The sequence below is a fragment of the Thermococcus coalescens genome (genome assembly GCF_055392585.1).
This window is the reverse complement of sequence record NZ_AP043764.1, coordinates 130806-155490: the sequence shown is the minus strand read 5'-3', so window position 1 is coordinate 155490 and position 24685 is coordinate 130806. Positions and strand designations below refer to the sequence as shown.

General features: G+C 56.8%; 25 protein-coding genes and 1 tRNA gene. 5 read left to right on the top strand and 21 right to left on the bottom strand.

What is annotated here, in order from left to right:
* Positions 1 to 81: 81 nt before the first annotated feature.
* Entirely contained in the window at positions 82 to 561 is a 480-nt protein-coding gene (locus ACZ5M3_RS00885; protein WP_464839853.1) for a single stranded DNA-binding domain-containing protein, read from the bottom strand.
* Between the two features lie 138 nt (positions 562 to 699).
* Here ACZ5M3_RS00885 and ACZ5M3_RS00880 point away from each other — a divergent pair, with 138 nt between their 5' ends.
* The gene (locus ACZ5M3_RS00880) at positions 700 to 1215 is read left to right on the top strand and encodes a cob(I)yrinic acid a,c-diamide adenosyltransferase (RefSeq protein ID WP_464839852.1); all 516 of its coding nucleotides are present in this window, start codon (positions 700 to 702) and stop codon (positions 1213 to 1215) included.
* On the opposite strand, the gene ACZ5M3_RS00875 is transcribed toward ACZ5M3_RS00880, so the two are convergent.
* The 7 genes from ACZ5M3_RS00875 to ACZ5M3_RS00845 are packed head-to-tail and all read right to left on the bottom strand — an operon-like array spanning position 1208 to position 6929.
* Entirely contained in the window at positions 1208 to 2452 is a 1245-nt protein-coding gene (locus ACZ5M3_RS00875; RefSeq protein ID WP_464839851.1) for an MFS transporter, read from the bottom strand. The genes ACZ5M3_RS00880 and ACZ5M3_RS00875 overlap by 8 nt on opposite strands.
* The gene (locus ACZ5M3_RS00870) at positions 2449 to 3720 is read right to left on the bottom strand and encodes an MFS transporter (protein ID WP_464839850.1); all 1272 of its coding nucleotides are present in this window, start codon (positions 3718 to 3720) and stop codon (positions 2449 to 2451) included. Before ACZ5M3_RS00870 ends, ACZ5M3_RS00875 begins: the two co-directional genes overlap by 4 nt.
* Positions 3721 to 3769: 49 nt before the next feature.
* Positions 3770 to 4429, bottom strand: a complete 660-nt coding sequence (locus ACZ5M3_RS00865) for a DUF4097 family beta strand repeat-containing protein (protein WP_464839849.1) — start codon at positions 4427 to 4429, stop codon at positions 3770 to 3772.
* Entirely contained in the window at positions 4413 to 5087 is a 675-nt protein-coding gene (locus ACZ5M3_RS00860) for a DUF4097 family beta strand repeat-containing protein (protein ID WP_464839848.1), read from the bottom strand. Before ACZ5M3_RS00860 ends, ACZ5M3_RS00865 begins: the two co-directional genes overlap by 17 nt.
* Positions 5084 to 5215: a hypothetical protein gene (locus tag ACZ5M3_RS00855; RefSeq protein WP_464839847.1), complete on the bottom strand. Its 132-nt coding sequence runs from the start codon at positions 5213 to 5215 to the stop codon at positions 5084 to 5086. Before ACZ5M3_RS00855 ends, ACZ5M3_RS00860 begins: the two co-directional genes overlap by 4 nt.
* 5 nt (positions 5216 to 5220) lie before the next feature.
* The gene (locus tag ACZ5M3_RS00850) at positions 5221 to 6522 is read right to left on the bottom strand and encodes a hypothetical protein (RefSeq protein WP_464839846.1); all 1302 of its coding nucleotides are present in this window, start codon (positions 6520 to 6522) and stop codon (positions 5221 to 5223) included.
* Positions 6519 to 6929 carry an ArsR/SmtB family transcription factor gene (locus ACZ5M3_RS00845; protein ID WP_464839845.1) on the bottom strand — a complete coding sequence of 137 codons (411 nt, stop codon included), beginning with the start codon at positions 6927 to 6929 and terminating at the stop codon, positions 6519 to 6521. The genes ACZ5M3_RS00850 and ACZ5M3_RS00845 overlap by 4 nt, the downstream gene beginning before the upstream one ends.
* A 127-nt stretch (positions 6930 to 7056) precedes the next feature.
* Between ACZ5M3_RS00845 and ACZ5M3_RS00840 the strand changes: the two genes are divergently transcribed.
* The gene (locus tag ACZ5M3_RS00840) at positions 7057 to 7935 is read left to right on the top strand and encodes an AEC family transporter (RefSeq protein ID WP_464839844.1); all 879 of its coding nucleotides are present in this window, start codon (positions 7057 to 7059) and stop codon (positions 7933 to 7935) included.
* 47 nt (positions 7936 to 7982) lie between these two features.
* On the top strand, positions 7983 to 9002 hold the full coding sequence (locus ACZ5M3_RS00835) for a M42 family metallopeptidase (RefSeq protein ID WP_464839843.1): 1020 nt from the start codon (positions 7983 to 7985) through the stop codon (positions 9000 to 9002).
* A gap of 307 nt (positions 9003 to 9309) precedes the next feature.
* Here ACZ5M3_RS00835 and ACZ5M3_RS00830 read toward each other — a convergent pair whose 3' ends face one another.
* From ACZ5M3_RS00830 to serK, 7 genes are all read right to left on the bottom strand, one after another.
* Positions 9310 to 11670 (bottom strand): ABC transporter substrate-binding protein, encoded by a 2361-nt coding sequence (locus tag ACZ5M3_RS00830; RefSeq protein ID WP_464839842.1) that lies wholly within the window; start codon positions 11668 to 11670, stop codon positions 9310 to 9312.
* Positions 11671 to 11805: 135 nt separating this feature from the next.
* Positions 11806 to 12813 carry an SPFH domain-containing protein gene (locus ACZ5M3_RS00825; protein ID WP_464839841.1) on the bottom strand — a complete coding sequence of 336 codons (1008 nt, stop codon included), beginning with the start codon at positions 12811 to 12813 and terminating at the stop codon, positions 11806 to 11808.
* A gap of 1 nt (position 12814) precedes the next feature.
* Complete coding sequence (locus tag ACZ5M3_RS00820; protein WP_464839840.1) at positions 12815 to 13309, bottom strand: hypothetical protein; 495 nt, start codon at positions 13307 to 13309, stop codon at positions 12815 to 12817.
* Between the two features lie 10 nt (positions 13310 to 13319).
* Complete coding sequence (locus ACZ5M3_RS00815; protein WP_464839839.1) at positions 13320 to 14213, bottom strand: zinc ribbon domain-containing protein; 894 nt, start codon at positions 14211 to 14213, stop codon at positions 13320 to 13322.
* Positions 14214 to 14218: 5 nt separating this feature from the next.
* Positions 14219 to 15235, bottom strand: a complete 1017-nt coding sequence (locus ACZ5M3_RS00810; protein WP_464840997.1) for a TFIIB-type zinc ribbon-containing protein — start codon at positions 15233 to 15235, stop codon at positions 14219 to 14221.
* A 74-nt stretch (positions 15236 to 15309) separates the two neighbouring features.
* Positions 15310 to 15963, bottom strand: coding sequence for an HAD family hydrolase (locus ACZ5M3_RS00805; RefSeq protein WP_464840996.1), 654 nt, complete (start codon positions 15961 to 15963; stop codon positions 15310 to 15312).
* Between the two features lie 88 nt (positions 15964 to 16051).
* Positions 16052 to 16780 (bottom strand): L-serine kinase SerK, encoded by a 729-nt coding sequence (gene serK, locus ACZ5M3_RS00800; protein WP_464839838.1) that lies wholly within the window; start codon positions 16778 to 16780, stop codon positions 16052 to 16054.
* A 96-nt stretch (positions 16781 to 16876) separates the two neighbouring features.
* Between serK and ACZ5M3_RS00795 the strand changes: the two genes are divergently transcribed.
* On the top strand, positions 16877 to 18022 hold the full coding sequence (locus ACZ5M3_RS00795; RefSeq protein ID WP_464839837.1) for a DUF763 domain-containing protein: 1146 nt from the start codon (positions 16877 to 16879) through the stop codon (positions 18020 to 18022).
* A 55-nt stretch (positions 18023 to 18077) separates the two neighbouring features.
* Positions 18078 to 19166 (top strand): AAA family ATPase, encoded by a 1089-nt coding sequence (locus tag ACZ5M3_RS00790; protein ID WP_464840995.1) that lies wholly within the window; start codon positions 18078 to 18080, stop codon positions 19164 to 19166.
* On the opposite strand, the gene ACZ5M3_RS00785 is transcribed toward ACZ5M3_RS00790, so the two are convergent.
* The 6 genes from ACZ5M3_RS00785 to ACZ5M3_RS00760 form a co-directional block, all read right to left on the bottom strand.
* Entirely contained in the window at positions 19160 to 20008 is an 849-nt protein-coding gene (locus tag ACZ5M3_RS00785) for a damage-control phosphatase (protein WP_464840994.1), read from the bottom strand. The genes ACZ5M3_RS00790 and ACZ5M3_RS00785 overlap by 7 nt on opposite strands.
* Positions 20009 to 20371: 363 nt before the next feature.
* Positions 20372 to 20448, bottom strand: a tRNA-Val gene (locus ACZ5M3_RS00780).
* Positions 20449 to 20486: 38 nt separating this feature from the next.
* The gene (tgtA, locus tag ACZ5M3_RS00775; protein ID WP_464839836.1) at positions 20487 to 22229 is read right to left on the bottom strand and encodes a tRNA guanosine(15) transglycosylase TgtA; all 1743 of its coding nucleotides are present in this window, start codon (positions 22227 to 22229) and stop codon (positions 20487 to 20489) included.
* Positions 22230 to 22270: 41 nt separating this feature from the next.
* Positions 22271 to 23179, bottom strand: a complete 909-nt coding sequence (locus ACZ5M3_RS00770; RefSeq protein WP_464840993.1) for an anion permease — start codon at positions 23177 to 23179, stop codon at positions 22271 to 22273.
* A gap of 92 nt (positions 23180 to 23271) precedes the next feature.
* The gene (locus ACZ5M3_RS00765; protein ID WP_464839835.1) at positions 23272 to 24321 is read right to left on the bottom strand and encodes a glycosyltransferase family 2 protein; all 1050 of its coding nucleotides are present in this window, start codon (positions 24319 to 24321) and stop codon (positions 23272 to 23274) included.
* A gap of 24 nt (positions 24322 to 24345) precedes the next feature.
* The gene (locus tag ACZ5M3_RS00760; RefSeq protein WP_464839834.1) at positions 24346 to 24645 is read right to left on the bottom strand and encodes a hypothetical protein; all 300 of its coding nucleotides are present in this window, start codon (positions 24643 to 24645) and stop codon (positions 24346 to 24348) included.
* Between the last annotated feature and the right edge of the window lie 40 nt (positions 24646 to 24685).

Sequence of the window (24685 nt, the reverse complement as noted above, 5' to 3'; positions counted from 1 at the left end):
GGCTTGAACTGGAGAATATGTACGCCTCCCCGCTTCCGTCGTCTATCCACAGCTTGGTGTACCAGCTGTCGTACCTGTCCGTTATCTTTGCATCTCCGTTATCTTTGCATCCACGAACTTGACGAGGACGCTCTGATATTCGGGCTTGCTGTAGTCGGCGGTGGGTATAAGGAACGGCTTGGGCAGGGGAGCACTTCCAATGACGGAATAGTACTCCCCGTAGCTTGGATTTACCGAGAGTTCACGGAGCCCGTTGTAGTATTTGGGATATCCGTAGACCTCCACAACATCCCCCTTCTGGACAGAGGGGTATGATTTGTATCCGGTATACACGTAGATTCCGGTGTAGGCGCCGCTCCCGTTCTGGATCATAAAGCCATTGCTGTCTATATAGGTCACTACTCCCGTGGTGAGGACGTCACCTCCGTATGCGTAACTGTCGAAGTTCTGGTTGAGTTCGACCAGTGGGATATAAGTTGCCGCCGCCGCTGGCTTCACTGCCCATGCAGGGATTAAACTCAAAACCAAAATCAAGACCACTATCAGAGCTGATTTCCTCACAGGTACCACCCAAAAAAGAAGGCTTCCGATGTATAAATAAGTTTCCCCGTGTTTTATCTCGGTCATTTATCACTGATAGTGTATCATATTGCCCAAAAAGAATAAAGCCTCGGACTTCGAAACGTTTCCGGTGATGCCATGCCGATAACGACAAAAACGGGCGACAAGGGTTTGACAGGTCTCTTTACGGGCGACCGTGTGGCGAAGTATTCGCCTATAATGGATGCCAACGGCACGATAGACGAGCTGGACAGCTTTCTCGGTGAGGCCAAGCACTACGTCCCGGCGGAGATGGTCGAGATTCTCGAAAAAATCCAGATTCAGCTCTACGACCTCATGGCCGAGCTGGCGAGCAAGGGAAAGTACTCGAAGGTCGGAGAGGAAGACGTGAAGTGGCTCGAAGGGCTTATTCGTAGATATGAAGAGGAGGTCCAGCTGAAGACCTTTGTCCTGCCGGGTTCTACCATAGGAAGCGCCAAGCTCGACGTCTGCAGGGCGATAGCCAGGAGGGCCGAGAGGAAGGTCGCTAAACTCGTCCTCGACTACGGCTTCGGCCAAAACTGTCTAATCTACCTCAACAGGCTGAGCGACCTGCTCTTCGTGATGGCCAGGGCGATAGAGAAGAGGGAGGGGAAGCTTAGGGAGGTCAGGTAGCCTCCCCGGTTATTCCCTCCCCTCCATCACCGAGCAAAATTCCTCTGTACCTGAGCCAGTAGTAGACCACAACCGCGGCCTGCACCACCCATATCGCAAAGGCCACCGACCAGGTGGCGTAGCGATCAATCAGCGGCCCAACTGCAACGAGACCGAGGGGTGCTGAGATGTTTACGAGCAGGGCGAGAGCCGAGAAGACCCTGCCCCTCAGCTCCGTCGGAATGGCGCGCTGGATTTTAGCGTTGAGCGGGACGTTTATTATCGCGTTGCTGATGCCCCAGAGCACTCCAACTGCGGCCAGGGTCAGGAAGGCCGAGTCCCCCGAGAGACTGGCAAAGGGGGAAACCACCCAGACAAAGGCGAGTACCATTATCCCGTTGAACGCCAGCGCCTTGAAGAAGAACCGTCCGGCCTTCTTGCCCAGCTTTACGGCTATTATGACGTTTCCGATGAGCATGCCGCCCATGAAGAAGCTCTCAAGGAGTCCAAACTGCTGGCTCGTGAACTTCAAAACCTCCCTGAAGGCGTACGGCATTATTACCGCCCCAAACGGCTGTCCAACAGCGTTCATGAAGAGCGCAAAGCCCATGAGCACCATGAGGTACCTGCTCGACCTCAAAAACGCGAGCCCCTCCCGGATGTCCGTTACCACCTCTCCAATGTTCTCTATCTCGCGGGTCTTCCATTCGTATCTAATCAGCGCCTCGAAGAGACCTGAGCCGAAGAAGCTGACAGCGTTGATAAGGATTGCCATCCTTATCCCGCCGAAGGCATAGATAACTCCTCCGAGGGCGGGACCTATCAGGCGGGCTATTATTGAGAACGAGCTGACTGTGGAGTTTGTCCTCTCCAGCTCCTCCGGTTCAACGAGGTCCGGAAACATCGCGCTCGTGGCCGCGCCGAAGAACGTCCCCATAACCGCCATTATGACCTGAACAACGAGGAGCTGGTAGATCCCGAGGAAATTAAAAGCTATCACCCCAAAGAGCAGAACGCCCCTGAGGATGTCGAACCAGACCATCAGCCTCTTCCTGTTGTAGCGGTCGCCGATAACCCCCGCAAAGGGCATGATTATGAGGGAGGGTATTATGTCCGCCAGGACGAAGAGAGTCATCATGGAACCGCTGTGGGTCTGGTCAAGGACGTAGAGAGGTAACGCAACCTCCTGCACCGCCCAGCCGAGCTGGCTGACAAACCGCCCGACCGCAAAGAGCCAGAAGTTCCTGCTGAGGCTCAAGGCACCACCCCCACGAGCTCAGACCCAACGGCTATAACCGCCTCCCTAAAGCGGAGGTAGTAGTACAGCGTTATCAGGATGCTTGGAATCGTGAGGGCCAGGACTATAACCGACGTCCCGAGGGCGTCCAGCAGTGGCCCGACGATGGCCATGCCGAGGGGCGTGGTGGCGAGCATTATGGTTTCCATTGCCGTGAAGAATCTGGAACGGACCTCGTCCGGAACCGCTTTCTGAAGCTTCGTGAAGAGCGGCACGTTTACCAGGGTGTTGAAAAAGCCCCCCACGACCATTATCGCCAGCAGGGAGGGGTAGGCGAATCCGCCAAGTGCGGGGTGCGTCACGAAAGCCAAGCACATGATGCTGAAGAGCTGCACAAAGATCGCCCGGAACAGAAAGTCCTCGGACCTCTCCCCAAGTTTGAGCGCTATGAGAAGGTTTCCGGCCAGGGCCCCCAACGTCGCCGCCGTCCCAATGCTGCCGAACTGGATCGCGGAGAGGCCGAGCTCAATCCTCGTGAGGTACGGAAGGACGACGGCAAATATGGGGTTGAGGAGGGTGTTCAGCAGTATCCCGAAGCTGACGAGGATCAAAACGCTCCGGGAGCTCCTCATGAAGCGGAAGCCCTCAACCATGTCCCCCCATATCTCTGCAAGGCCTGAAAGCTCGCGTGTTTCCCTGTGATATTCGATCAGGATTTCAAACAGTCCCGAGCCGAAGAAGCTGACAGAGTTTATGAGGATGGCGAGCCTCAAACCCCCAAAGGCGTAGATTAGCCCACCGAGGATCGGACCGAGTATCCTGAGTACCTGCCCCCCGCTCTGGAGTATCGAGTTCGCCCTTGCCAGCTGCTCCTTCTCCACCAGATCCGGGAACATTCCCACTATCCCGGCCGAGAAGAACGCCCCGAGGATGCTCATCGCTATCTGAACTACTAAGAGCTGGTATATCCCCAGCAGGTTGAACCCTATGACCGCGAAGAGGAGAACTCCCCTCGCTATGTCAAGGGCATACATGAGCTTCTTCCTGTCGTAGCGGTCGCCTATCACCCCTGCTATGGGGTTTACGAGCAGCCTCGGAATCAGCTCCGCCATCACGAAGAGGCCCATCACGGCCCCGCTGCCGGTCTTATCGAGTACGTAAAGTGGAACGGCGACATCTTGGATGACCCAGCCGGCCTGGGATATCCACCTGCCTATGGTATAGAGCCAGAAGCTCCGGCTCATCCCCCGGAAGTTGTCGAACATATCATCTAACCCCCTAGCTTCCACATCCGAACCCCTTTATGGGATTGCAGAATTGAAGAATCAAAGGATTAAATCAAAGGAGCTCGACCCGCACCCCGCCGTTTACGGTGCTCACCTTTACCTTGTAAGTCCCGGCGCCGATGACCGGGTCATCCGGGTCAATCCCAACGAGCCTCACTTCTCCGTTGACCCTGCTGGCCCCTATCCTCGCATCGCAGAAGTCCGAGAGCCGAACCACCACGTCCCCGTTGACGGCGCTGACCTCGACGTCATCCTCAAGCTCCTCTATGGTCAGCTCAATCTTCCCGTTGACCGTCGAGGCCTTGAGCGGGCCGGCCGCCACCAGGTGGGCGTTTATCCCGCCGTTCACGGACTTCAGCAGCTCTGCCTCACATTCTTTGAGCTCGATCATCCCGTTGACGGTCGTGGCCTCCGTCAGCTTCACGTCACGGGCGGTTAGTTCACCATTCACGTTTCTGACCTTCACCATGACATCTTTGGGAACTTTGACATATATTTCGGCCCATCCGGAATCCTTGAGCAGGTTGAAGAACTTCTTTTTCCGCTCCTCCTTTATGATGAGCCTGCTTCCCCTCTGTTCAATGCTCACGTTGACCTCGCCGTGGAGGACGTAGTTCACCTCCACGTACTCGTTTTCCCACCCCTCAATCTTCACCTGGGCGCCAACGGTGTTCAGTTCAACTTCCTTAACGTTTTCAAACATCATCTCCATCACCTTCCCAGACGGACAGCTCCAGGATTCCCCCAATCTCCGTCCTGAGTTTTACCGTGTTCCTTCCATCCCCGAGGACGGGATCTTTTGGATTGATACCTTCCAGCCTAATGATTCCCCCGTTGTCCTCAATTTCTATCGAAGCATCGGAGTCGCTCGGGATTGCCAGCTTCAGTATCCCCGTGTTGCTGACCGCCTCAATGTCCCCATCGAGCTTGCCAACCTTGAGGGAGACCGTCCCGGCTATTGTCAGCACGGAGGCCCTTTCCCTCACCACGACCGAGCCATTGACAATGGAAGCGGCGGATGTTAGGTCTCCAATGACGCATCCTTTTAGCGAGGCTTTGCACTCGCCAACCGAAAGGCCCTCAAAGTGCACCCCCTCTGCCGTAACCCATCCCCTCTTGATTCCCACCGAAACCGGAACCCCGAAGGGGACGTGGAGTTCCAGGGGTTCCAGGCTTCTGTCTCTCTTTATGGTCTTCCATAGCTTCCATACGGCCTTGTAGTCCACCGAAAGCTTCCCATCTTTGACCCGGATCTTGATGCCCTTCTCCGAGCGGGGGTTGAGCTCCACGTAGTCCCTGTCCCAGGCCGCTATTTTGAGGTCAACGTCCACGAGCTTCATCCAGACCTCCTCGATACCTTCAAACCTCACAGCCAGCCCCCCACATAGTCGAAATCAAAGAGGGGTCTTTCAGACCCCGATGCTTTTTCGGCCCCTTCATCCTCCTTTCCACTCACTGAATCTTTCTGCGAGGGCCTCTGAACGGCCGTGGCTTCCATCTCACTCACCCTAGGTATCCCATCAGCTGGTCGAGGAGCTCCTTGACGCGCCTGTTGAGGAGCGCCCTGTCTATGCCCAGTCCCTCTATCAGCTCGGCGCTCTGCTCTTCGACTATCTCCTTCGCCTTCCTCATAACGAGTCTGTACGCCGCGGGATCCTCCACGGTGTGGGTTCTCCCGCCGGCCCTTATCCTGACCCTACCTTCTCTGGCGGAGATGACGACGTCCTCGATGCGTATCTTGGCCCTTCCCCTGCCAACGCTGACAGAGACATCGCCCGAGCGCAGGGATACGGTCTCACCGAGGCTTAGAACCTCGTTTCCGCTCCTGTAGGTTACCCTCTCACCATCAACTTCGATGGAGTACTCGTCCGTCTGAATCTTCAGCCTGTCCCCGACCCGGGTAAGCTGGAAGCCGTTGCGGAGCTCCCTGATGGTCAGCATGTCTGAGGGGGGCATCTCCGGATTGCCCTCGCGGAACCTCATTGGGCCTATCCTGACCTCCTCCCCGCCCGGCGTCTCTATGACCTCGATGAAGGGCAGCTTCACGTACTCGAAGCCCTCTCCCTCGTAAACTTTGAGGAAGCCGAGATCAACCACGCTGTCTCTTTTGCCCCTCTGGTAGAGCCTCTCGGGGTTCACGAGGTTTTCCACGTTCTTCACGAAGCTTGGATCGGCGGGAACTTTTCGCCCGGCTATGTTCTCCTCGGTCCATACTATCACGGGGCTCAGGAGTTTCTTCGTTATCTGTCCAAGCGGTGTCTCCGCCTTTGCCGTGACCTCACCGTCTATAATCCACCCAACTTTCCTCCGTCCAAACTTCACGGGATAGGCCTTTCCACTTCCCTCCAGCTTCACCTCGCCGAAATCGGCGCCTTCGAACTCGTAGGCCCTGCCCTCTACTTTGATGTCGAGCCTCCTTTCGTCAAACTTCGCCAGAAGCACTCCCGCTATCACCAGAACCACCGCGTATGCAAAGGCAGTTCCCGCGTAGTTGTGGAGCGTTTCAGACATTCCCAGCCACTGCCCGAAGAACAGGAAGATGCTCGTCCAGAAGAATCCCTTGGCCAGGGCAAAGACCACCCCGCTTATCGTCACCCCGAACCACTTGCCGACCGAGAGTAGCTCGAAGGCAAACAGGAGCGCCACTATGGCGTATACCAGCTGGTCGTTGTACGCATCAAGTCTCAGCGGCCCTTTGAACAGCCATGCAATGAGCAGTATTGCCGTGAGGGCCTTGAGGTACTCGGCCACCCTAAACCTCGGGCCTTCGTGAGGGACGGCCCTGTACTTCCATCCAAAACTCATTCTTCCACCTCCTCAAGGGCGGTTATTATCTCAAGCAAGCGCAAAAACAAACGTCCGTCGGGCGAGATCTCGTACTTGTCCCCCCGCCTCACCATCCGGGTTCTCACGAGGAGCTTCAGGTGGTGGGAAACTGTGGGGCTCTCAACCCCGAGGGCGTCCTTTATCTCCTTGAAGCCCATGGGCCTCTCGGAGAGCATCTTGAGTATCCTTATCCTGTCGGGGTTGGCGAGGGCCTTGAGAGTCTTCGCGGCATTCTCCTCATCGATCTCCGGGAGGACTCCCCCCTCAAGCTTTCGCCGGAGGCGCATCTTGATGGAGAGCATTACCTCATCCACAGGGTCGATGCTCTCCTCCAGCACCTCCAGCCTTTTCTTCAGCTCCTCGAGCTGAACTCTGAGATCCTCCATGCTACCACCAGGTACATATTTTTGTAGTACACTTTTCTGTACCTAACTGGCACTGTAGGTATATATAAGTTTATCGGTAGGGGGCAGAATTCGACATACTTTTAAACGCTAAGTCCAAGCTTTTGGCATGGATGTCTACCAGATGCTCGCCCTCATAGCGGTCGGCTACATCCTCAAAAGGCTGATTAAAGATGACAGGCCCTTCAAATGGCTTAACCTCATTTCAACACGGGTTCTTCTCACGCTGTTCGTCTTCGGCAACGTCGCGAGCAAGGATTTGAACTACCTCCTGAGCATAAAACTCGTCTTCCTTTACGTGCTCCTCATAATAGCCCTGAGCCTCGGTTTCTCCTATTTCTATGCCCGCCGCTTCGTTGGGGACGAAAACTGGGCCGGTGCGCTGATGATACTCTCCACCTACCCTAACACCGCCGCGATGGGCTTTCCGATAGCGAGCCTCTTCCTCGACGACATAACCCCGGCGATACTCTACTCGACGACCAACAGCCTAATCGTCCTGCCCCTTGCGACGTTCATAGCCGCCCACTACTCCAGCGGAAAGGCATCGGTGAAAAACAGCCTCGTTAAGGCGCTGAAGTTCCCCCCAACGGCGGCCAATTTGCTCGCCCTGGCGCTGGTTCTGGCAGGGATTAAGCTCCCGGCGTGGCTCCTCGAACCGGCCAGGTCCATAGGGGGGTGGAGCATACCCCTCCTCCTCATATACTTCGGCTCGATAATAAACCTCCGCGAGTTCAGGGTGAGGCACCTCGTTGAGGTGGGCCTCTTCAGGAGCGTCATCCCCTTCATCTTCGTCTTCCTGACGCTCAGGGGGGCGGGCGATACCTATTACGCCGTCCTTGTGGAGGCATCGATGCCGCCGGCGATAATGGCAAACGTGATTCTGGCCCACTACCGTCTGAAAGCGGAGGAGGGAATCGGGGTAACGGTCGTTCTGACTCTGATTACGCTCGTCTTTTTCATGGGCATTAAGGCCCTCGGCTTCTAACCGATGCCCTTTTCAACCCTTCGAGCGATTTCTTAACGGTGACCATCATGGAAAGAGTGGTTGAGGTTCTGAGAGGGATTCTGGAGATTCCCTCGCCGACGGGATACACGAGGGAGGTCATGGAGCACATAGCGAAGGTTCTCAACGAGGCGGGCATTAGGACATACTACACTAACAAAGGTGCCCTTATAGCGGGCAACCATCCGGAGCCGGAGCTCGTCATAGCAGCCCACGTTGACACCCTTGGGGCGATGGTCAAGGGCATCCTCGCGGACGGGCACCTGAGCTTCACGAGAATAGGTGGTCTGCACCTTCCGGCCTTTGAGGGGGAGTACTGCACGATAATCACCCGCTCCGGGAAGAAATACCGGGGAACGCTCCTCCTCAAGAACCCCAGCGTCCACGTGAACAGGGAGGCCGGAAAGAAGGAGCGCAAGGAGGAGAACATGTACATACGCCTCGATGCAGAGGTCGAGAAGAAGGAAGACACTGAGAAGCTCGGCATAAGGCCCGGCGACTTCATAGCCTTCGATCCGAAGTTTGAATACGTGAACGGCTTCGTCAAGGCCCACTTCCTCGACGACAAGGCGAGCGTCGCGGTTCTCATTGACCTCATGCTGGACCTCGGGAGTGAGGCTCTTGAAAAGCTCCCCGTGGCGTTCTTCTTCTCGCCCTACGAGGAGGTCGGCCACGGCGGTTCGTCCGGCTATCCGGCGAGCATGAAGGAGCTCCTCGTCGTCGACATGGGCGTCGTTGGGGAGGGAACTGCCGGAAAGGAGACGGCCGTTTCTATAGCGGCCAAAGACTCCACAGGACCCTATGACTACGAGATGACGACGAAACTCATTGAGCTGGCCGAGAAGCACGAGATCCCCCACGTCGTCGACGTCTTCCCCTACTACGGCTCCGACGGCTCGGCCGCCTTGAGGGCCGGCTGGGACGTCAGGGTTGCACTGATAGGCCAGGGCGTTCACGCAAGCCACGGCATGGAGAGGACCCATGTTAAGGGCCTCTTGGCGACGAAGGAGCTCATAAGGGCCTACATCGAGGATAAGTTCGGGGTCTGATATTTCCCCTTTTTCAGCCCCACTCCATGCAAAAGGGATAAGTAAAGGGTAACCAGGAGCACATTGAAGAATTCCTGGACAGGAGGCTCCTCAATGAGTACGCTCGGAGACTCAAAGTTGAGATTCCGTTCTAAACGCGACATGGAGGAAAGGCTGGCCTTCATAAAACTCTACGTTAAGCAGACGAGGTCTTTAGAGGCCAGGTAAGGCTCGTGAACTCCTTTCTAAAGTCCGCGAGAGATTTCCCTCTGACGAAGGAGGAATACCTCCGGCTTAAGGGGGAATTGGAGAAAAAGTAAACGGTAAATCACTTCCGTCTTTTGATTAGCAGTACCACCAGTACCAAAAGGGCTACCAGGCCGATGTAGATTAAAGAGTTCCCCTCTGCCGGGGGAGCATTCTGGCCTTCTGTGGTAGAGACGGAAGAACCGTTCTGCAGGGGTGTCGTGGTTGGGCTGGATGGAAGGGGCGACTCTCCCCGGAATGCCCTAAGCCTCATGAATAGCTCCGCTGGACGGTTTTCCTCGATGTAGAACGGCCCGTTGCTTATCACCGCGTGGCCGAAGACGTCTATCCACTGGACGGCCCTCGCGTAGCGTTCGCCCGGATCACTTACATCCCCGGCGATCGCCTCGGGAACGGCCTTTCTACCGTGGAGAGCCGCCAGCACCCTCCTAATGTCCTCCGCGTGTTCCTTTGTGAGGAGGTTCAGGCATTCGACCTCTCCCCCGGCCTCGCCGAAGGAGTACTTCCTGTAAACCCCGTAGGCCCCGCCATTCGCCACCAGCTCGCCCATCGCGTAGTAGAGCTCCCATGGCAAGTCGGGATAGAAGAGGTAAGCCCTGGCCGTCACATCATCGGCGAACGGATGAGCAAAGGAGCCGTAGGCAACGTAGCCGTTGTCGGTGAACTCGAAGCCGAGGACGTTCCTGAGCGATTCGGCCTTCTTCGAGAGGGCCTCCTCGTAGTACGGGTCGTCCGGGGTGTCCCTGTATGCCCACGTGTAGAGGAAGGCGATGTAGTACTTGAGATCGGCCATGTCCATCTTAGCCCCGTCTTGCCACTTCCCAAAGTCGCAGGCAACCTTTATCTTAACTCTGGCGGTCTTTCCGGCGTTTCTTGAAATCCAGCCCAGGGTCTGGTTGTAGATGACCGCATCGTCCGGAACCGTGAAGTCCCCCCTCTCAACGCTCCACCTGCATCTGTAGGGCGTGTACATGCCGTTCTGGTCGGTGTACCCCGCGGGGTTGTGAAGTAGGCTCCAGAGGTCGATTGGAAAGATGGGGTATCCTGACTCCACCGCAGGGTTGAACGGGAGGCAAAAACAACCGCATGTGGGGACGAAGTAAGCAACCCTCAGGACGCCGTTGGGCGTTTCCGCACTCAGGAGGCTCCACCTACTGAAGAGGCCCACGTTCGGATCCGCCTTTATTCCAGAAACCCTCTCCCTGTTGACGGGAGAGAACTCCCAGACCTCCGTGAGGAAAACCCTCGCGCTTTCCATTATGCCCAAACCCATCGATATCTTCTGGAGGTCCCAGTACTGGTCGGCACTTCCGATGGTGTAGTTCTCATCATCAGCCTCAAGGCTGAAGTGGACGAGCAGTTTCGTCAGCTCCTCCTCGGTCCAGTTGAGAATCCCTCCCAGAGCGGAGGCGCTTTTGTAATACTCCGCCCGTATTGCTTGAAGACCTGCATCGGGGTCGCCGTTCCCGATATAAGCGAGGAAGTCACCCACCGTGAGGGTGTTAACGTGCTTTGGCCCAGCATTGGAAGGGAGGTAGCCGTACCAGGCGGCGTAGAACCAGGCGGTATAATCATCAACCCAGAGGCTTGGTGCCTTGTTCTCCACCCGCCAGCCGCCTGTATAGACGTTCCATTCGTATTCACTCGGCGGGGTGGCGAAGACGACCTGACCGGCCTTCTGCCTGTCCCACTCAAGCCTCTCAACGCGGAATCCGAGGTGATTTTCTATCAAATCGGCCACGTAATTGCCCACTTGCATCCTCTCATCCTCGATGCGGATCACGAACCTCACCGTTACTGGCTCACCGTCGAAGTACCAGGTGCCGTTGACCTTTTTGAGCGTGTGGTTGTAGGCGGCAACCTGCTGGGCGGCCTTCTCCATGCCTTCACTGAAAAGCCGCATCGCCAAGCTGAGGTTTCCGGAATCCGTGAGGTTGAGGGCCTTGTAGACCGGCTCGAAGTACTTGTCGGCCGGGTGGCTGGGCCTTACGCACCCAAACATCGGGGCGGCGCCGCCCTGATAGATTTCTTCGGCGATGTAACTTCTGTTTATAAGGTAGTTGAGAGCAAAGCGCACTTCCCGGATGGCGAAGGGGTTGAAGTAGACCTGGTCACCGACGGTGACGATCGGGGCGTCCTTGTCCGGGTCGTGGTAAGTGTTGAAGGTCAGCTCGTTGTAGGAAACGGCCCGCGGGTAGAGGTTCAGCCTTTCGAGAACGTCCCCTCCAAGCCCCCTGTATTCCCCCATCGGCATGGAAATGAGGCCGATGTCGTACTTCCCCTCGGCCACTCCCTTAGCGACCTCACGGGGAATCTGAATACCCTGAAACTCGATGATGTCTGATTTCGGCCCTCCCCCGGCACTAACTAACGGTAGCAGCAGCATTAGAACGAGCCCCAGGACGAGAAGCGGCCTTCCCATTTCGAACACCCTCTGGCGCTTTCGAACATGTTAACTTTTGGAAGTGCAACCTGGCATGATTAGAACCCAACGATATATATTCCGCGCCAGTATATAAAGGTTACCACGACTCAGAAAAATGTTGGAAATGGGAAGTCACTCGATCTTCGCTCCACAGACGGGGCAGAACTTCGCCCCCTCAGGAACTATGTGGCCGTTGGGACAGCGGTGTATCTGGTGCCCGCAGTAGGGGCAGAACCTCGCTCCGGGCGGGATCTGCCTGCCGCAGTAGGGGCAGATTTCCTGCTGTGCCGCCGGAGCGGCCGGCTGGGCTGGCTGCGGGGGGTTCTGGTAGCCCGCCGGCGGAACGCCTCCTCCTGCGTAGGGCTGCGCCGGCTGGGCCGGTTGAGCCGGCTGCTGGAGGAGCTGGGGCATTATCACCATTCCGGTTCCGAGTCCGGCCCCTTCGCTCTTCCCGAGCTCTGCCGCGACCTGCTTTGCAGTGTCCATCTGCATAACGGCTTGAGCGTTTCCGGTCTGCATTATCCAGAAGAGCCTCTGACGCCACTCGTCGGTGGTGTTGACGCCTTCGATCTTAACATCGACCAGCTCAAGGCCGAGCCGCCTGAAGTCCTCGATGAGCTTGACCTTCACCTGCGTGCTCACCATGTCGAGGTTCTGGAAGAGGTCGACGATGGAATAAGCCGAGAGGTGCTTCATCATGCCCTCGTTGAAGTAAGCGCGAATGAACTTGGTGACGTCGCTGGTATCGTAGAGGCTCTGGCCGCCGACCACCTCGGTTATGAAGAGAACCGGGTCGGCCACCTTGAACCAGTAGACGCCGTAGTACTTAACCGGGGCTAATTCCCTCGTCTGCGTTTCTCCTCCGTAGCGCCCCTGAAACTGCTTCATGCTGACGAAGATTACCGTTGCCTTGAAGGGGCTGTTGCCTCCGCCAACGAGCTTGTAGAGGAGGGGCAAATTCTGCGTCGTCAGTGTATGCCTTCCCGGTCCGAGGACGTCGTAGATTTTGCCGTCGCGCATGAAGACGGCAACTTCATACTCGTGGACTATGAGCTGGGCACCCCACTTTATGACCTCGTTGGGATAGCGCCAGATTATCTCATCCTCTCCTGGGTTCACCCATTCTATTACCTGAACCATCTCACTCACCCGCCGCGAAGCTCATCCTCTTGCCAAGGACTTCCTCGAAGGAGTTGAGCTTGTCGTCGAGGTCGAGAACCGCCATTCCCAAGGCCTGCGGGTTCGCTATCTGACCGTTTATAGCCTTGACGGCGTTGAGTATCTCCTCCGCCAGCTCTATCATCTTGGCGTCGTACTCCAGGAGCCGGCTGAGCTCCTTCTCCTTGAACTTCACCCTGTCGAAGTAGCCGCGGTAGCCGGCTTCCGCGTGTCTCACCCTGCTCTCAAGGGCCATGAGCTTCTTCCTCAGGTTGTCTATGGCCACCATCTGGGCGCAGCTCACCATGGCGCACCTCTGAAGGGCGCGCTCCAGCTCCCTCCTGGCCAGAGCAAGGGTGTCTGCCACCTTGCCCCGGACGAGCCTGTCGTCCTCCCTGATCAGCTCCTTCTTCTTGTAGCCGTGGAAGCCCGGAATTACGAGCTCAAGCTTTTCAACTATCGAAGTTTCCTTCCCCATAAGCAACACCTCACACAGGCTTGAAATACAGGTTGCCCTCCCTGAGCTTCATAACCTCGCTGACCTTCCTTCTCTTGACGGCGCCTTTCCGGAATATGCCGAAGGCTCCGGCACCTCCGGAGATGAGTCCACCCAAGAGCCCCCAGGCGCTTCCGTATGCGCCGGCCGCGATTACGCCGATTATGAGCCCGGCCGCCAGAACACCTGCCCCCAGGAGGCCAGCCTTCTTTCTGGCGCCGCTCATGAGTGGATACTCTGCCTGGACAACCCTCCCATCGGTTCCATCAACGTAGCCGACAAAGCTCTGCCCGGAGTACTCGTAGTGAACCTCCCAGAGGGGATAGTGCACCAGCCCCTGGTACTTCACCTCTATCTCAACACCGCCGAGGGATTTGTCCTCCTGACTGGCTTCACTTCTGAGGGCGCTCTCCATGATACTCCTGGCCATCGATTCGGCCTCTTCCCTAGACATCTTGGGCTCATAATACCTGCCCTTTCCGACCACCGCCTCATCGAAGAAGCGCTTGCCCCTTATCGGGAACGGATAGTCTCTCAGCAGTCCCTGGAAAGGTGAGCCAGCGGGGATTCCTACGAAGCGAACCTCCTCTATCGTTGACCAGCGTGTGCTCCTCCCGTGGAGGTAGAAGAAGTGCACCGGCACCCAGTGGAGCTCCTTTTTCGTTATCTTTGCCCCGGTTATGTCCGCGGGGGCACCGTACTGTCTGGACAGGAACTTTAGCAGGACGCCCCCCGCGTCCTTCCTCATCGGCGGGAAGAAGAAGTGCTCGCCTACCTCCTCCCTCGTTTCGAGCTTGAAGGTCGTTCCGCAGTAGGGGCACGTTGCCACGCTCACTGTGTCCGGAACCTTGAACTTGGCCGAGCAGGTCGGACATTGAACCTCCATCGTGATCACCTCTTGAATGCCCCCCTGAACTGCCCCATGATGCCGGTGCTCCTCTCGGTTCTCTGTCCCTCCAGGACCAGCGATCCGAAGTAGCCGCTGGTACCGGCCCCAAGCATCAGTGAGAGCACTGAAACCAGAGCCGAGCCGTTTGCACCGCCGTAAGCCGCTCCGGCAGCACCTATGATGACTCCGAGGACAACGCCGGCCATGTACTGGGCGCGCCTCCAGATGGGCATGGGTTCCGTGGCGGCAACGTCCCTTCCGTCCCAGCCGGCAAAGACTGCGTGGAATATCGAGTTCTCGTGCTTGTAGTAGACCGTCCACATCGGGAGGAGAATCAGGGAAACGTTCTGGGGTTCACCGGCGGTTATATCGAAGCGCTCTATCCTGTCGGCCCTGGCGGAGTAGCGGTTCCTTATGATGTCTATCGCGTCCTCGCGCATTATCATCTTCGCCTGAGTCTCATCCATCTCGGTGTTGAGTATCTCGAGCTTTATCTTGTCCCACTGCTCTTCGTCCAGCTCAATGAGCTTTTTCTCCCTGGGTCTTGCCCTCGAGTAGTGGACGATGATGTCATCAACACCAAAGCTCTTGACCTGCCTCCTCGCGGAGCCGATGAGGTTCAAAACCTCGTCAACGTAGTCGTGGTAGTGCCTCTCGACGGTGTGGCAGTGGGTTTCGCCCTCCGAGTCGGTGTGGCACTCCTCCTCGCGCACCATGTACTCGACGTCACCCTCGACGTGAACGCTGCCAACCCAGTAGGGGGCGTAGTGGCCTTCGATGTCGACTATCTCAATCCTCTCCTTCATGCGCTTGAGGTCGAAGTCCCTCTCCACCCTGTCCCAGAAGGCCTTCGCTATGGCGTTTTTATCGATGGTCGGGACGATGTAGATGTTCTCCGTCTTTAGATTGCCGCTTACATGGTTCGGAAAACCGCAGTACGGACAGATGGCGACTATCGTCTCGGGCGATACCTCGAGGGGTGCACCGCACCTCTCACATTTAAATGTAGCATCCTCCATAGACACCACGGTATAGATAGGGGCCTCAAGGTATTTAAGGGTGCCGGGAATTTTAATGGATTGTAGTAATAAATTCAAAGCATGTCCCGAACAATGTCGACGAGCTCCCAGAGGTCATTTACGTAATAATCTGCCCCCTCCACATTCCCGAAGCGGGCAACGTTGACCACCTTCATGCCTGCGCGCTTTCCGGCCAGCACGTCGTGGTGGCTGTCGCCTATCATCACGGCCTCCCGGGATTTAAGACCGAGCGCCTTCAGGGCCTTTTCAACGAGGTAGGGGCTTGGCTTGACGCCGTCCAGATAGGAGTAGTCCTTCCCGTAGACAACCTCAAAGTATTTCCCCAGGTCAAAGAGATCCAGAACGAACTCCGTGCACTCCTGAGAGGCGTTGCTCACCGCGGCGAGCTTCAGACCCATCGCTTTCAGCTCTTCGAGGGCATCAACGTCATGGAATGGCCTTATCTTTCCCCGTTCGGCCATCCACCGGCGGTACTGAAGGTTCACGCGGTCGACGATTTTCCAGAACTCCACGTGGTCTATCCCAAAGCGCTCGACGTAGCTCCTCGGAAGGTCTCCCCTCACAGTCTTCCTGTAGGTCTCGTAGTCCAGCTCGATGCCGTGCTTTCTCAGCTCTGGGAGAACCCATCCCTCGTACCATTCCCTGTGGTCATAGCCCTCGTAATAGACCAGGGTCTCGTCGACATCGAATATCAACCCTTTGAGCATGCCTCGGCCTCCTGGACTGGTCATCACCCTTCAGCCGGTTGATCCTTCGTCATCGGCGTAGAAAGTAGGAAAGAGGAGTTAAAAACCTTCAGAACAGCTCCTCAAGCTTGACGTCGATCTTGTCGGGGTTGAAGGGCAGGACGTGCCTGGTGGTCTTTGGTGAATAGACCTCGCCGCGCTTGACGAGCTCCATGACCTCTTCCTTGCTCGGTGCCTTCCTGATGAAGACGTAGTCGATCTCGCCCCTGCCCATGTCCTCCCGGGCATCCTCTTTAAGGCCGTAGTAGATAAGCTCTATCTTGCCCTCGACGCTCATCTCGTCTAGAACCTTGCTGACCTTCTTCTGCTCTTCCAGGCCACCGGGGATGGCGAAGCTCTTCTCACCAACGAGGGCAAAGGCTATCTCGCCCCTCTCGGCCTTCTCCTCGGCCTCGGGGTCTTCGATGACCTCAAGTCCCTCGGCTTTGAGCCTCTCAAGAACCTCCTCAAGGCTCCCCTTGAAGGCCGGGTACCAGGTGTAAACCTTGACATCGTCGCTGAAGTAGTCAAGGATAACCGATGGAGCTCTCTTCGCGCCGAGCTTCTGTAAACCCGCCCAGCGGTGGTGACCGTCAACTATCAGGTACATGTCCTCACCAGGGACCTTGGCGAGGAGCATGGGCTTCCAGAAGATTCCACTACCGGTAACGCTCTCGATGAAGGCTTCAAGCTCCTTCTGAACGAGCTGCTCGTGGGGCTTCATCTTGTCGAGCTCGATAAAAACGTAGTCGACCTTAACCGTCGGAATGTCATACTTCGGAACCTTTTCAACTCCCATGAGCATACCTCCCGTGGGTTTACGATGGGGTAAACGTGCCGGGGGATAAAAAGCTTGTGGCAAAGGTTAAATCGTTTTAATATGAAGTGGACGATGATGAGGAACGTCGCGGATTTACCCCTCCACGGCGGCCACGTTCCGGCGTGGCTGGCCCAGAGGATGAGGAAGCTCACCCGGTTAGTGCTTATTCTGGCAGTTGAGGAGTACGGAACGAAGGGACTCCTAGAAAGGCTCTCCGACCCGGTCTGGTTTCAGGCCTTCAACAACGTCATCGGGATGGACTGGGACTCTTCCGGCTCGACCACCGTGACGGCGGGGATGATAAAGGACGCCCTCTGGAGGGAGGAACTCGGGGTAAAAGCGGCCGGGGGAAAGGGAAAGAAGAGCAGGGCAACTCCGGGGGAGCTGGAGAGAATAGCCCAACTCTACGACCTCGACCCCGAGCCGTACGTCAGAACCTCGCGCCTCGTTGCCAAAGTGGACACCGTTGCCCTCCAGACCGGCTACCAGCTGTACCACCATGTCTTCTTCCTCGACGAGGAGGGCAACTGGGCGGTCATCCAGCAGGGCATGAACGAGAGGGAACGAATGGCAAGGCGCTTCCACTGGTTCGATGCTGAAACCTTCACCCTCGACCCCCACAAGGCCATTGCCGGCCTGAGGAGGGAGTTCGCCCTCAACACCGTCTCGAAGGAGGCTAGAGAATACCAGAAGACGCTCCTTGACGTCATTCAGGAAAAGCCGGCGAAGATAGAGCGCGAGCTTGAGAGCCTGAAGGCGGTGGCAAGGGGCTACAGGCCTCTGGTCTATTATAAGCCCCGTGATGTGGATGAGGTCTCCCTCCTAAAGCGCTACGAGAGCCTCGGAAGGTTCGAACTCAACAAGAGGGCTTTGGAATTCGCGAGGGAGCTGAGCGTTTCCAATTACGAGGAGTTTCTGCTTCTCAAAGGCCTCGGGCCGAGCACTTTGAGGGCCCTCTCGCTTGTCCTTGAGCTGGTCTACGACGTCCACCCCAGCTGGAAGGACCCGGTAACCCACCCGCCCGACCCGTTCAAGTTCTCCTACGCGGTCGGCGGCAAGGACAGGGTGCCTTTCCCGATTGACAAACCAGCCTACGACGAGCTGATCTCCTTCCTTGAGGAGCTCGTCTCAAGGCATCCGGAAGAGAGGGCCCTCGTGAGGAACGTGACGAGGATAACGAGGAACTGGAAGTTCCCGAAGGGGGAGAAGAGGGCGACGTGATCGGGGCGATACCCTTTTAACTATCGGGGTGATAGTATACTATCGGGGTGGTAGTTTGTACTTCGACGAGAGACCCAAGAGCAGGAGGGAGGATCTGTACGACAGGGAAAAAGAGCTTGAAGAGATGCTGGCCTCAATTGAGTCCCGCAAACCGCTGATACTCCTAAAGGGAATCCGCAGGCTCGGGAAGACCTCCCTCCTCCGGGTTGCCCTTAACGAGGTCAACGTCCCTCATGTGATAGTCGACCTCCGGGGAGTAAACCCAAACTCAAGGCGCGACCTGTACCTCCGCTTCCAGGCGGCACTCAACGAATACTTCTCAAAAAACGCCCCCCTCTTCGCTAAGCTGAGGGACAGGATAAAGATCATAGACGGCGTCAGGATTTCCGGGATTGGGGTCTCGCTCTCGTGGAAGAATCCGGAGACTCTGTACTCTCTGATCTCGACCCTCGAAAGTGAGGGTTTCGTGATGGCCTTCGACGAAGTCCAGGAAATCCGGGGGCCGGCTGGAAAGGAGCTGGTGTCGCTGATAGCCCACTTCTACGACTACGGAGAGACCACGTTCGTACTAACCGGCTCCGAAATCGGCCTTCTCTACGATTTTCTCGGAGTTGAGAATCCAGACGCACCCCTCTACGGAAGGGTCTTCCACGAGATAGAGCTTCCCAGGTTTTCGAGGGAGCAGAGCCTGAATTTCCTCAGAAAGGGGTTTGAGCAGGCCGGTGTTGATGCCCCGGAGGAAGTTTTGGAGGAGGCCGTTGATAGGCTTGACGGAATAGTGGGCTGGCTCGTGAAGTTTGGGGTAATCTCACTCAGAGAAGGCCTCAGGCAAGAGGTTATCGGTAAAGTCCTCGAGGAGGCATCTCAGCTCGCTTTGACGGAGCTTGAGCGCTTCCTTGAAAAGAGGCCGCTGGCGAAAAAACGCTATCTGACGGTTCTCCAAGGCATAGCCTCCGGCAGGAACACCTGGAGCGAGCTGAAAAGGGAGCTTGAAGCGAGGGAGAAGAGAGAAATCGAGGACGCCACGCTGGCGAGGCTCCTCAACGGGCTCCTCAAGGCGTCATTCATAGAAAAGAGAGTCGAGGGGAGAAACGTAACCTACCATATAGCCGACCCTGTGCTTGAGTTTGCCCTCCGTCACTGAGCCCGCATGCAAACCATGCTCCCCCGGGGAACGTTAAGCTCCCTCGCTATCGGCCTGCACTTGGCCTTGAGCAGGTAGAAGACCCGTCCGTCCTTTATCTCGCTCAGGGTTTCAAAGTTGCCCTGCCCCTTGGCGATTATCACATCCGCCCTCTCGAAGATTGCCATGAAATCCTCTGAAACCCTGTCGAGGGGAACTCCAACGATCCTCGTGCCCGTTGAGATGACCCTACCGAGCCCTTCAAAGCCGGCATTCCTGAGGTCTTCGACCGTCGCGTCGTTTATCATCGGCCCACCTTTCCCCGCAATGTAGACTTCGATGTGCGGGAAGGTCTCCTTTATCTTCCTGATGAACAGCCTGTCGAAGTAAATCTCGCCGCAGTTGTCCGTGAGGTAGAGGAGGGTTTTCGCTTTTCCCAGCATCTCGAACAGCTCATCGGAGTGGTCAATGTAGAGCTCCTCGCCGAGCATCGCTTTAACGTCCTCCCCAATTCTCTCGGGGGAGTAACCGACTGCGAAGTCTATGACGTTGCCGATGATGGCGAGCTTTAAGGCGGTCTTCAGGTCTATATCCCCCTCAAGGTCGGAAACTACCTTTTCGGCGAGCCTGTTGGAGAGCTCTTTGTAAGCCCTGAACGGGTCGTCGTTCCCTATAACCCTGTAAACGCCGAGGAAGACCTCGCTGCCAAAAACCGCTGGAATAGAATCCTCGTTTATCCTCGCCATCAGCCTCGCCGCCTCGATGATACCCCTCTTTCGGAGGTTTAAGTCGTCAGTGCTCATCTCGACTATCTTTTGGCACTGGTTGGCTGCACAGGCAAAGCACTCATAGTGGATTCTCACACCCACCACCGGGAGGTGAAAGGCTCTGGGCTTTTTAACCCCATCGGGGGTGTGGGGCGAAGCCCCACTTCGGGGGTTTGAGAGTACAGGAAGCTTTTGAAAAAAGCTTCACCAAAAGAGTTCCTTTCTCGTAAACTGCTGGATAGCGGTAGCGTGCACTTTCCGAATTCCCAGTTAAACAAGGGTTTAACTCGAAAGAAGCCCTTCAACAGGTTTGCACTTTATTCTGGCGTCCTCCGGACGCCTTGAGGAGAGCAAACGGTCGCGAATTTGTAATCTTGTGAGCAAACCCCTCAAGAATTTAGCGTTCTTAGAATAGCACGCAATCTTTCCGCCAGCGCTTTGCGAAGCAAAGGGCTGTTATGGTGGGCCCGCGGGGATTCGAACCCCGGACCTCCACCTTGTAAGGGTGGCGTCATGACCATCTAGACCACGGGCCCGCCCGAAATAGGAGAAGGGAGGGGAGTTATAAAATTTTCTACTTCTCGACGCCCCTTCTGACCTTCACTGCCAAGCCCGTCTGGAAGACCTTGAGTTCCTCACCACCCAGCAAGGTCTGCCCGGTCGCGAGGAGCTCGTCCCTTTTGTTCACGACCAGAACCTCGTCGTAGGGCCTTATCTCCAGGTCGGCATCGACCACGAACTTGGCGAAGACGTTCTTTCCGCGCTTCGCAAAGGGCTCGGCATCCTCGTCGACCACAACGCGCATCTTCGGGAACGGGAGAACCTCGTGGAGCCTCTTTGCCCCCTCTATCCCGAGCGTTAGCAGACCGTCCTCAGCCCTGAATGTCGCCAGGTGCTTGCCCTTTGCCTTTATCTGCCTCGGCATGCCGGTCTTCCTTGACAGCTCGACGAATGCATCCCTGAACGCCTCTCCAGCCCCTTCGCCAAACTGGTACTCCGCTATGGCCATTATGTAGCTCCTCGCCTCCCCCTTGGCTGGCTTGGTTATGGAGAAGTCATCCTCCCCCTCGCTCTGGGCGAAGGGGTAGCTTAAGCTTAGATACTTCGGAATCTCGCCGAAGATTGGGTGGGATATCGTTTCGGGGAACTTGGCCTTAACCCGCTCGGCCCTTTCCTTCGCCCTCACAGCCGTCGGCCACCTCAGAGATTCCTCGCTGACCTTGAAGAAGGCGCTGGCTTTGGTAACCGGCTCGTTCTTCTCAAGGTACTCCCTGTATTCAAGCAGCCTCTTGTAGGCGGCGAAGGTCTTCGGGTGGCTTCTCGCCCTCTCATCGACGAGCTCCCAGAGCGTTCCCTCCTTTATCGCCTGCTTCACGCGGTTGAGCTCCTCCCTTATGACCCAGAGGTTGTGGAGAGCTAAAAGCCTCGTCCTCTCTTCCTTCGGCATCTCTCTGAGCTCCTGGGGTGTATGGCGGGAGCAGACTGGACAGGAGCAGGGGAAGTACTCAAGCTCCTCCAGGCGTTTCGTCCCCTCCGGCGTCATGTAGCGGTCGTCTTTGGCATACAAAGCGTAGCTGGCCGAATCGAAGAGGTCTATCCCCATAGCGACCGCCAGGGCGAAGATCATCGGGTGCCCCGCGCCAAAGAGATGAACCGGCCTGTCCGGCCTGAGACCAAGCTTTGAAGCCACCACGACATCCACCAGGTCGCGGTAGCGGTAGCTCTCCATCAGCGGGACGACGGCTCCTACCGGGTGTATCTCGAAGTTCATCTCGCTGAGCTTTCTGGCTGCATAGGTCCTGAGGTCAGGATATGTGGAGCCCTGCACGGCAGCGTTCATCGCGATGCCCTTGACTTCCTCGGCTTCTTTCGCCCTCTCCAGCGTTATCCTGAGGTCTTCCTCGGCCTTTTCTCTCGGAGCATCCGGCGGGGTCGGGATGTCGAGGAACGTACCTATGTCGACGCCTATCCTCTCCTGAAACTCGATTATCTCCCTGTTCGTAACGTCCACGCCGCCGTAGCGCATGAGCTGGAAGGAGCCGGAATCGACCTCGATGATGCCGTCGTAGTCGAGAAGCCTGTGGATTCCCATGTCGAGGGCCCTCTCTCTGAGGTCGGGCGTCTTGTAGATGATGTAGGAGTTGGTGATGATAATTCCAAAGCCCATCTCTTTTAGCTCCTTCGGCGTCACTATCAGTTGCTTCGGGTTGATGACCGGCATTATGGCGGGGGTCTCTATCGTTTTCCCGTTAACGGTCAGCTTTCCTATTCTTCCAGCGGCATCGCGCGCCTTGACCTCAAACCTGAACTCGACCATCTCTCAACACCGCTAAGCCCTTCGGTGGGGGGTTTAAAAGCCTAAGCTAGAAACGTGACCAGAACGTAGGATATGGCACCGGCAAAAACAGGGGCTATTACCCAGCCCTTCACGATTCCAACGAGGAGTTTGAGGTTAACATGCTCCCCCTTGTAGAGACCCAGGCCGCTTATCGCTCCGACTATTGCCTGACCAGAGCTGACGGGGAGGCCGAGCAGGTTGGCCGAGCTGACGGCCAAGGAGGCCCCGAACTGACTTGAAAAGGCCGAAGTCGGCCCAAGGGGGGAGATGTCCCTTCCGACTGTCATCATCACGTCGTAGCTGAATGTCAGTGCCCCCAGGGTGAGGGTGAGGGCCAAAACAAGCTTAAACGGGCCGTCTATTCCGAGTCCCCCCATCAGTCCAGCAACGTTGGAGAGCTCGTTGGCACCGAGGTTGAAGGCCGAAAAGGCCGCCGCGGTGAAGACGAGCCACTTCTGGGTCAGCTCAAGGTTGCGCAGACACTTTATCCTCCTCAGCAGTGGTTTGTAGAGCCTGTAGACCCCCACCGCAAAGAGCGCGGCGACGATTGGTGAGAGAACCCAGGCGGACACTATCTTCACAACAGTCCACCAGTCAACCGGCAGTCCAAGGGCGAGGGAGGCCCCGACGAGGCCGCCTATTATTGACTGCGTAGTTGAGATAGGCCTCCCCCAGAGGCTCGCGAGGGTCACAGCCGAGGCCGCACTGAAGAGGACGAGCCCGACCTCACCCGCGGACATGCCCCCTGCGAGCCGGGAGACGGTTCCGGAAACTCCAGAGCCCCCGAGGAAAACGCCCAGAGTGGTGAATATCCCTATCAGAAGCACGGCTCTCTTGAAGCCCAGCACGCCTGAACCAACGGCTGTCCCAACGGCCTTTGCACTGTCGTTCGCACCTATCGCCCACGCCATGAAGAGCGCCGTTATCATAGTCATCACTATAGTCTATTTGTTGCTCCATAATCTATATAGTCTATGTAGTACGGAAGTGAGCATTTAAAAGGGTTTCGCCCCGCATTGCCTCATGCCCTCCCGAGGAGCGCCGAGAGGTACCCATAGACGTGGAGGATGAGGTAGAAAGCCGCCCAGAACCAGACTATGAGGGGGAACAGGAGCGCGTTGATGAGCCTTCCGCCTTCAAAGAGGGTCGGCAAAAGCGTCGTGAAGGTCTCGAAGAACCACCAGAGGGCGAAGAGCTCGATCTGTCCAGTGAGGAGGAGAAGAGGGGGGACGGCCACATCGAAAAACGCCACGACGTCGGAAAGGAGCAGAAATGTCAAGTCCTTCGTGAATCCTCCCCCGAGGTTTTTCAGGTCTCCAATGAACCAGCGCTTCCTCTGGCGCCAGAGGACGGCGAGACTCTTCGGCATTTTTGTCCACACCCTCGCACGGGGGGCGTAAACGACCTTCCCAAACTCCTTAACGGCCCTCGTTGTGGCGTAGTCCTCAACGATGTCCTCAACGAAGCCGCCTGTCCTCTCAAGGGCCTCCCTGCGGAAGGCCGCTATTGGGCCGGGGGCGAGGCTCAGGTCGTCCAGCTCCTTGGCCCTGCGGAACATCGCTATCCTGAGGTGCTCCGCGTCCTGCGCCTTCTCCAGGAAGGAGCCTCCCGCAACGCGAACCTGCCCTCCGACGGCGAGGACCTCGCTGGAATAAAACCTTCTCACGAGTTCCCTAACGGCGTCCCTCTCAAGCTGGCTGTCGGCGTCGGTCGTCACTATGATCTCACCGGAGGCCTTCGAGAGGCCGAAGTTCAAAGCCCTTGCCTTCCCACCGTGCCCCACCCGGTACACCCTCAGGCGGGGATCCCTCACCGATGAAGCGACCTCAAAGGTGCTGTCTTCACTCCCGTCGTCCACAACTATAACCTCAAAGTCCGGATAATCCTGGGTGAGGGCCGATCTGATGGCGTTAAGAACCCTCACACCCTCGTTGTAGGCGGGGATTATAACGGACACCCCGGGATTCCATTCTTTAATCCTGTAATCACGGAAAAGATTAATTATGTAATTGAAGAAAAAGTAGCCGTCCCAGAGGAAGATGACGATGAGACCGAAGAGGAGCGGGTTCATGTTGGGGACTCCGGAGGGGGGCTTTTAATCTTTATCCGGAAGTTCCAGGGAGGGGGACTTTCCAACCCTGTACCTCACCACGTACCGGCCGTGCTCGAACTCGTCCTCCTCGGCCTCCAGGATCTCCACTGGCTCGATTTCCAGGCCGAAGTCCACAGCTTCCCATTGGATATCCTCGAAGTAGTCGTAGAGCCCGCAGGTGGCACAGAACGAGCCCGAGAACTCGATAATGACATCGTCTCCCTCAGCTCTCAGTATCCTCGCCCGAGCCTCGGTTCCGTGAAGCCTGTTGAACTCCTCCATGACCCGCTTCAGGGACTCCATGTTCCCACCAGTTTTAGTTCTCAATCTGCACTTAAAAAGT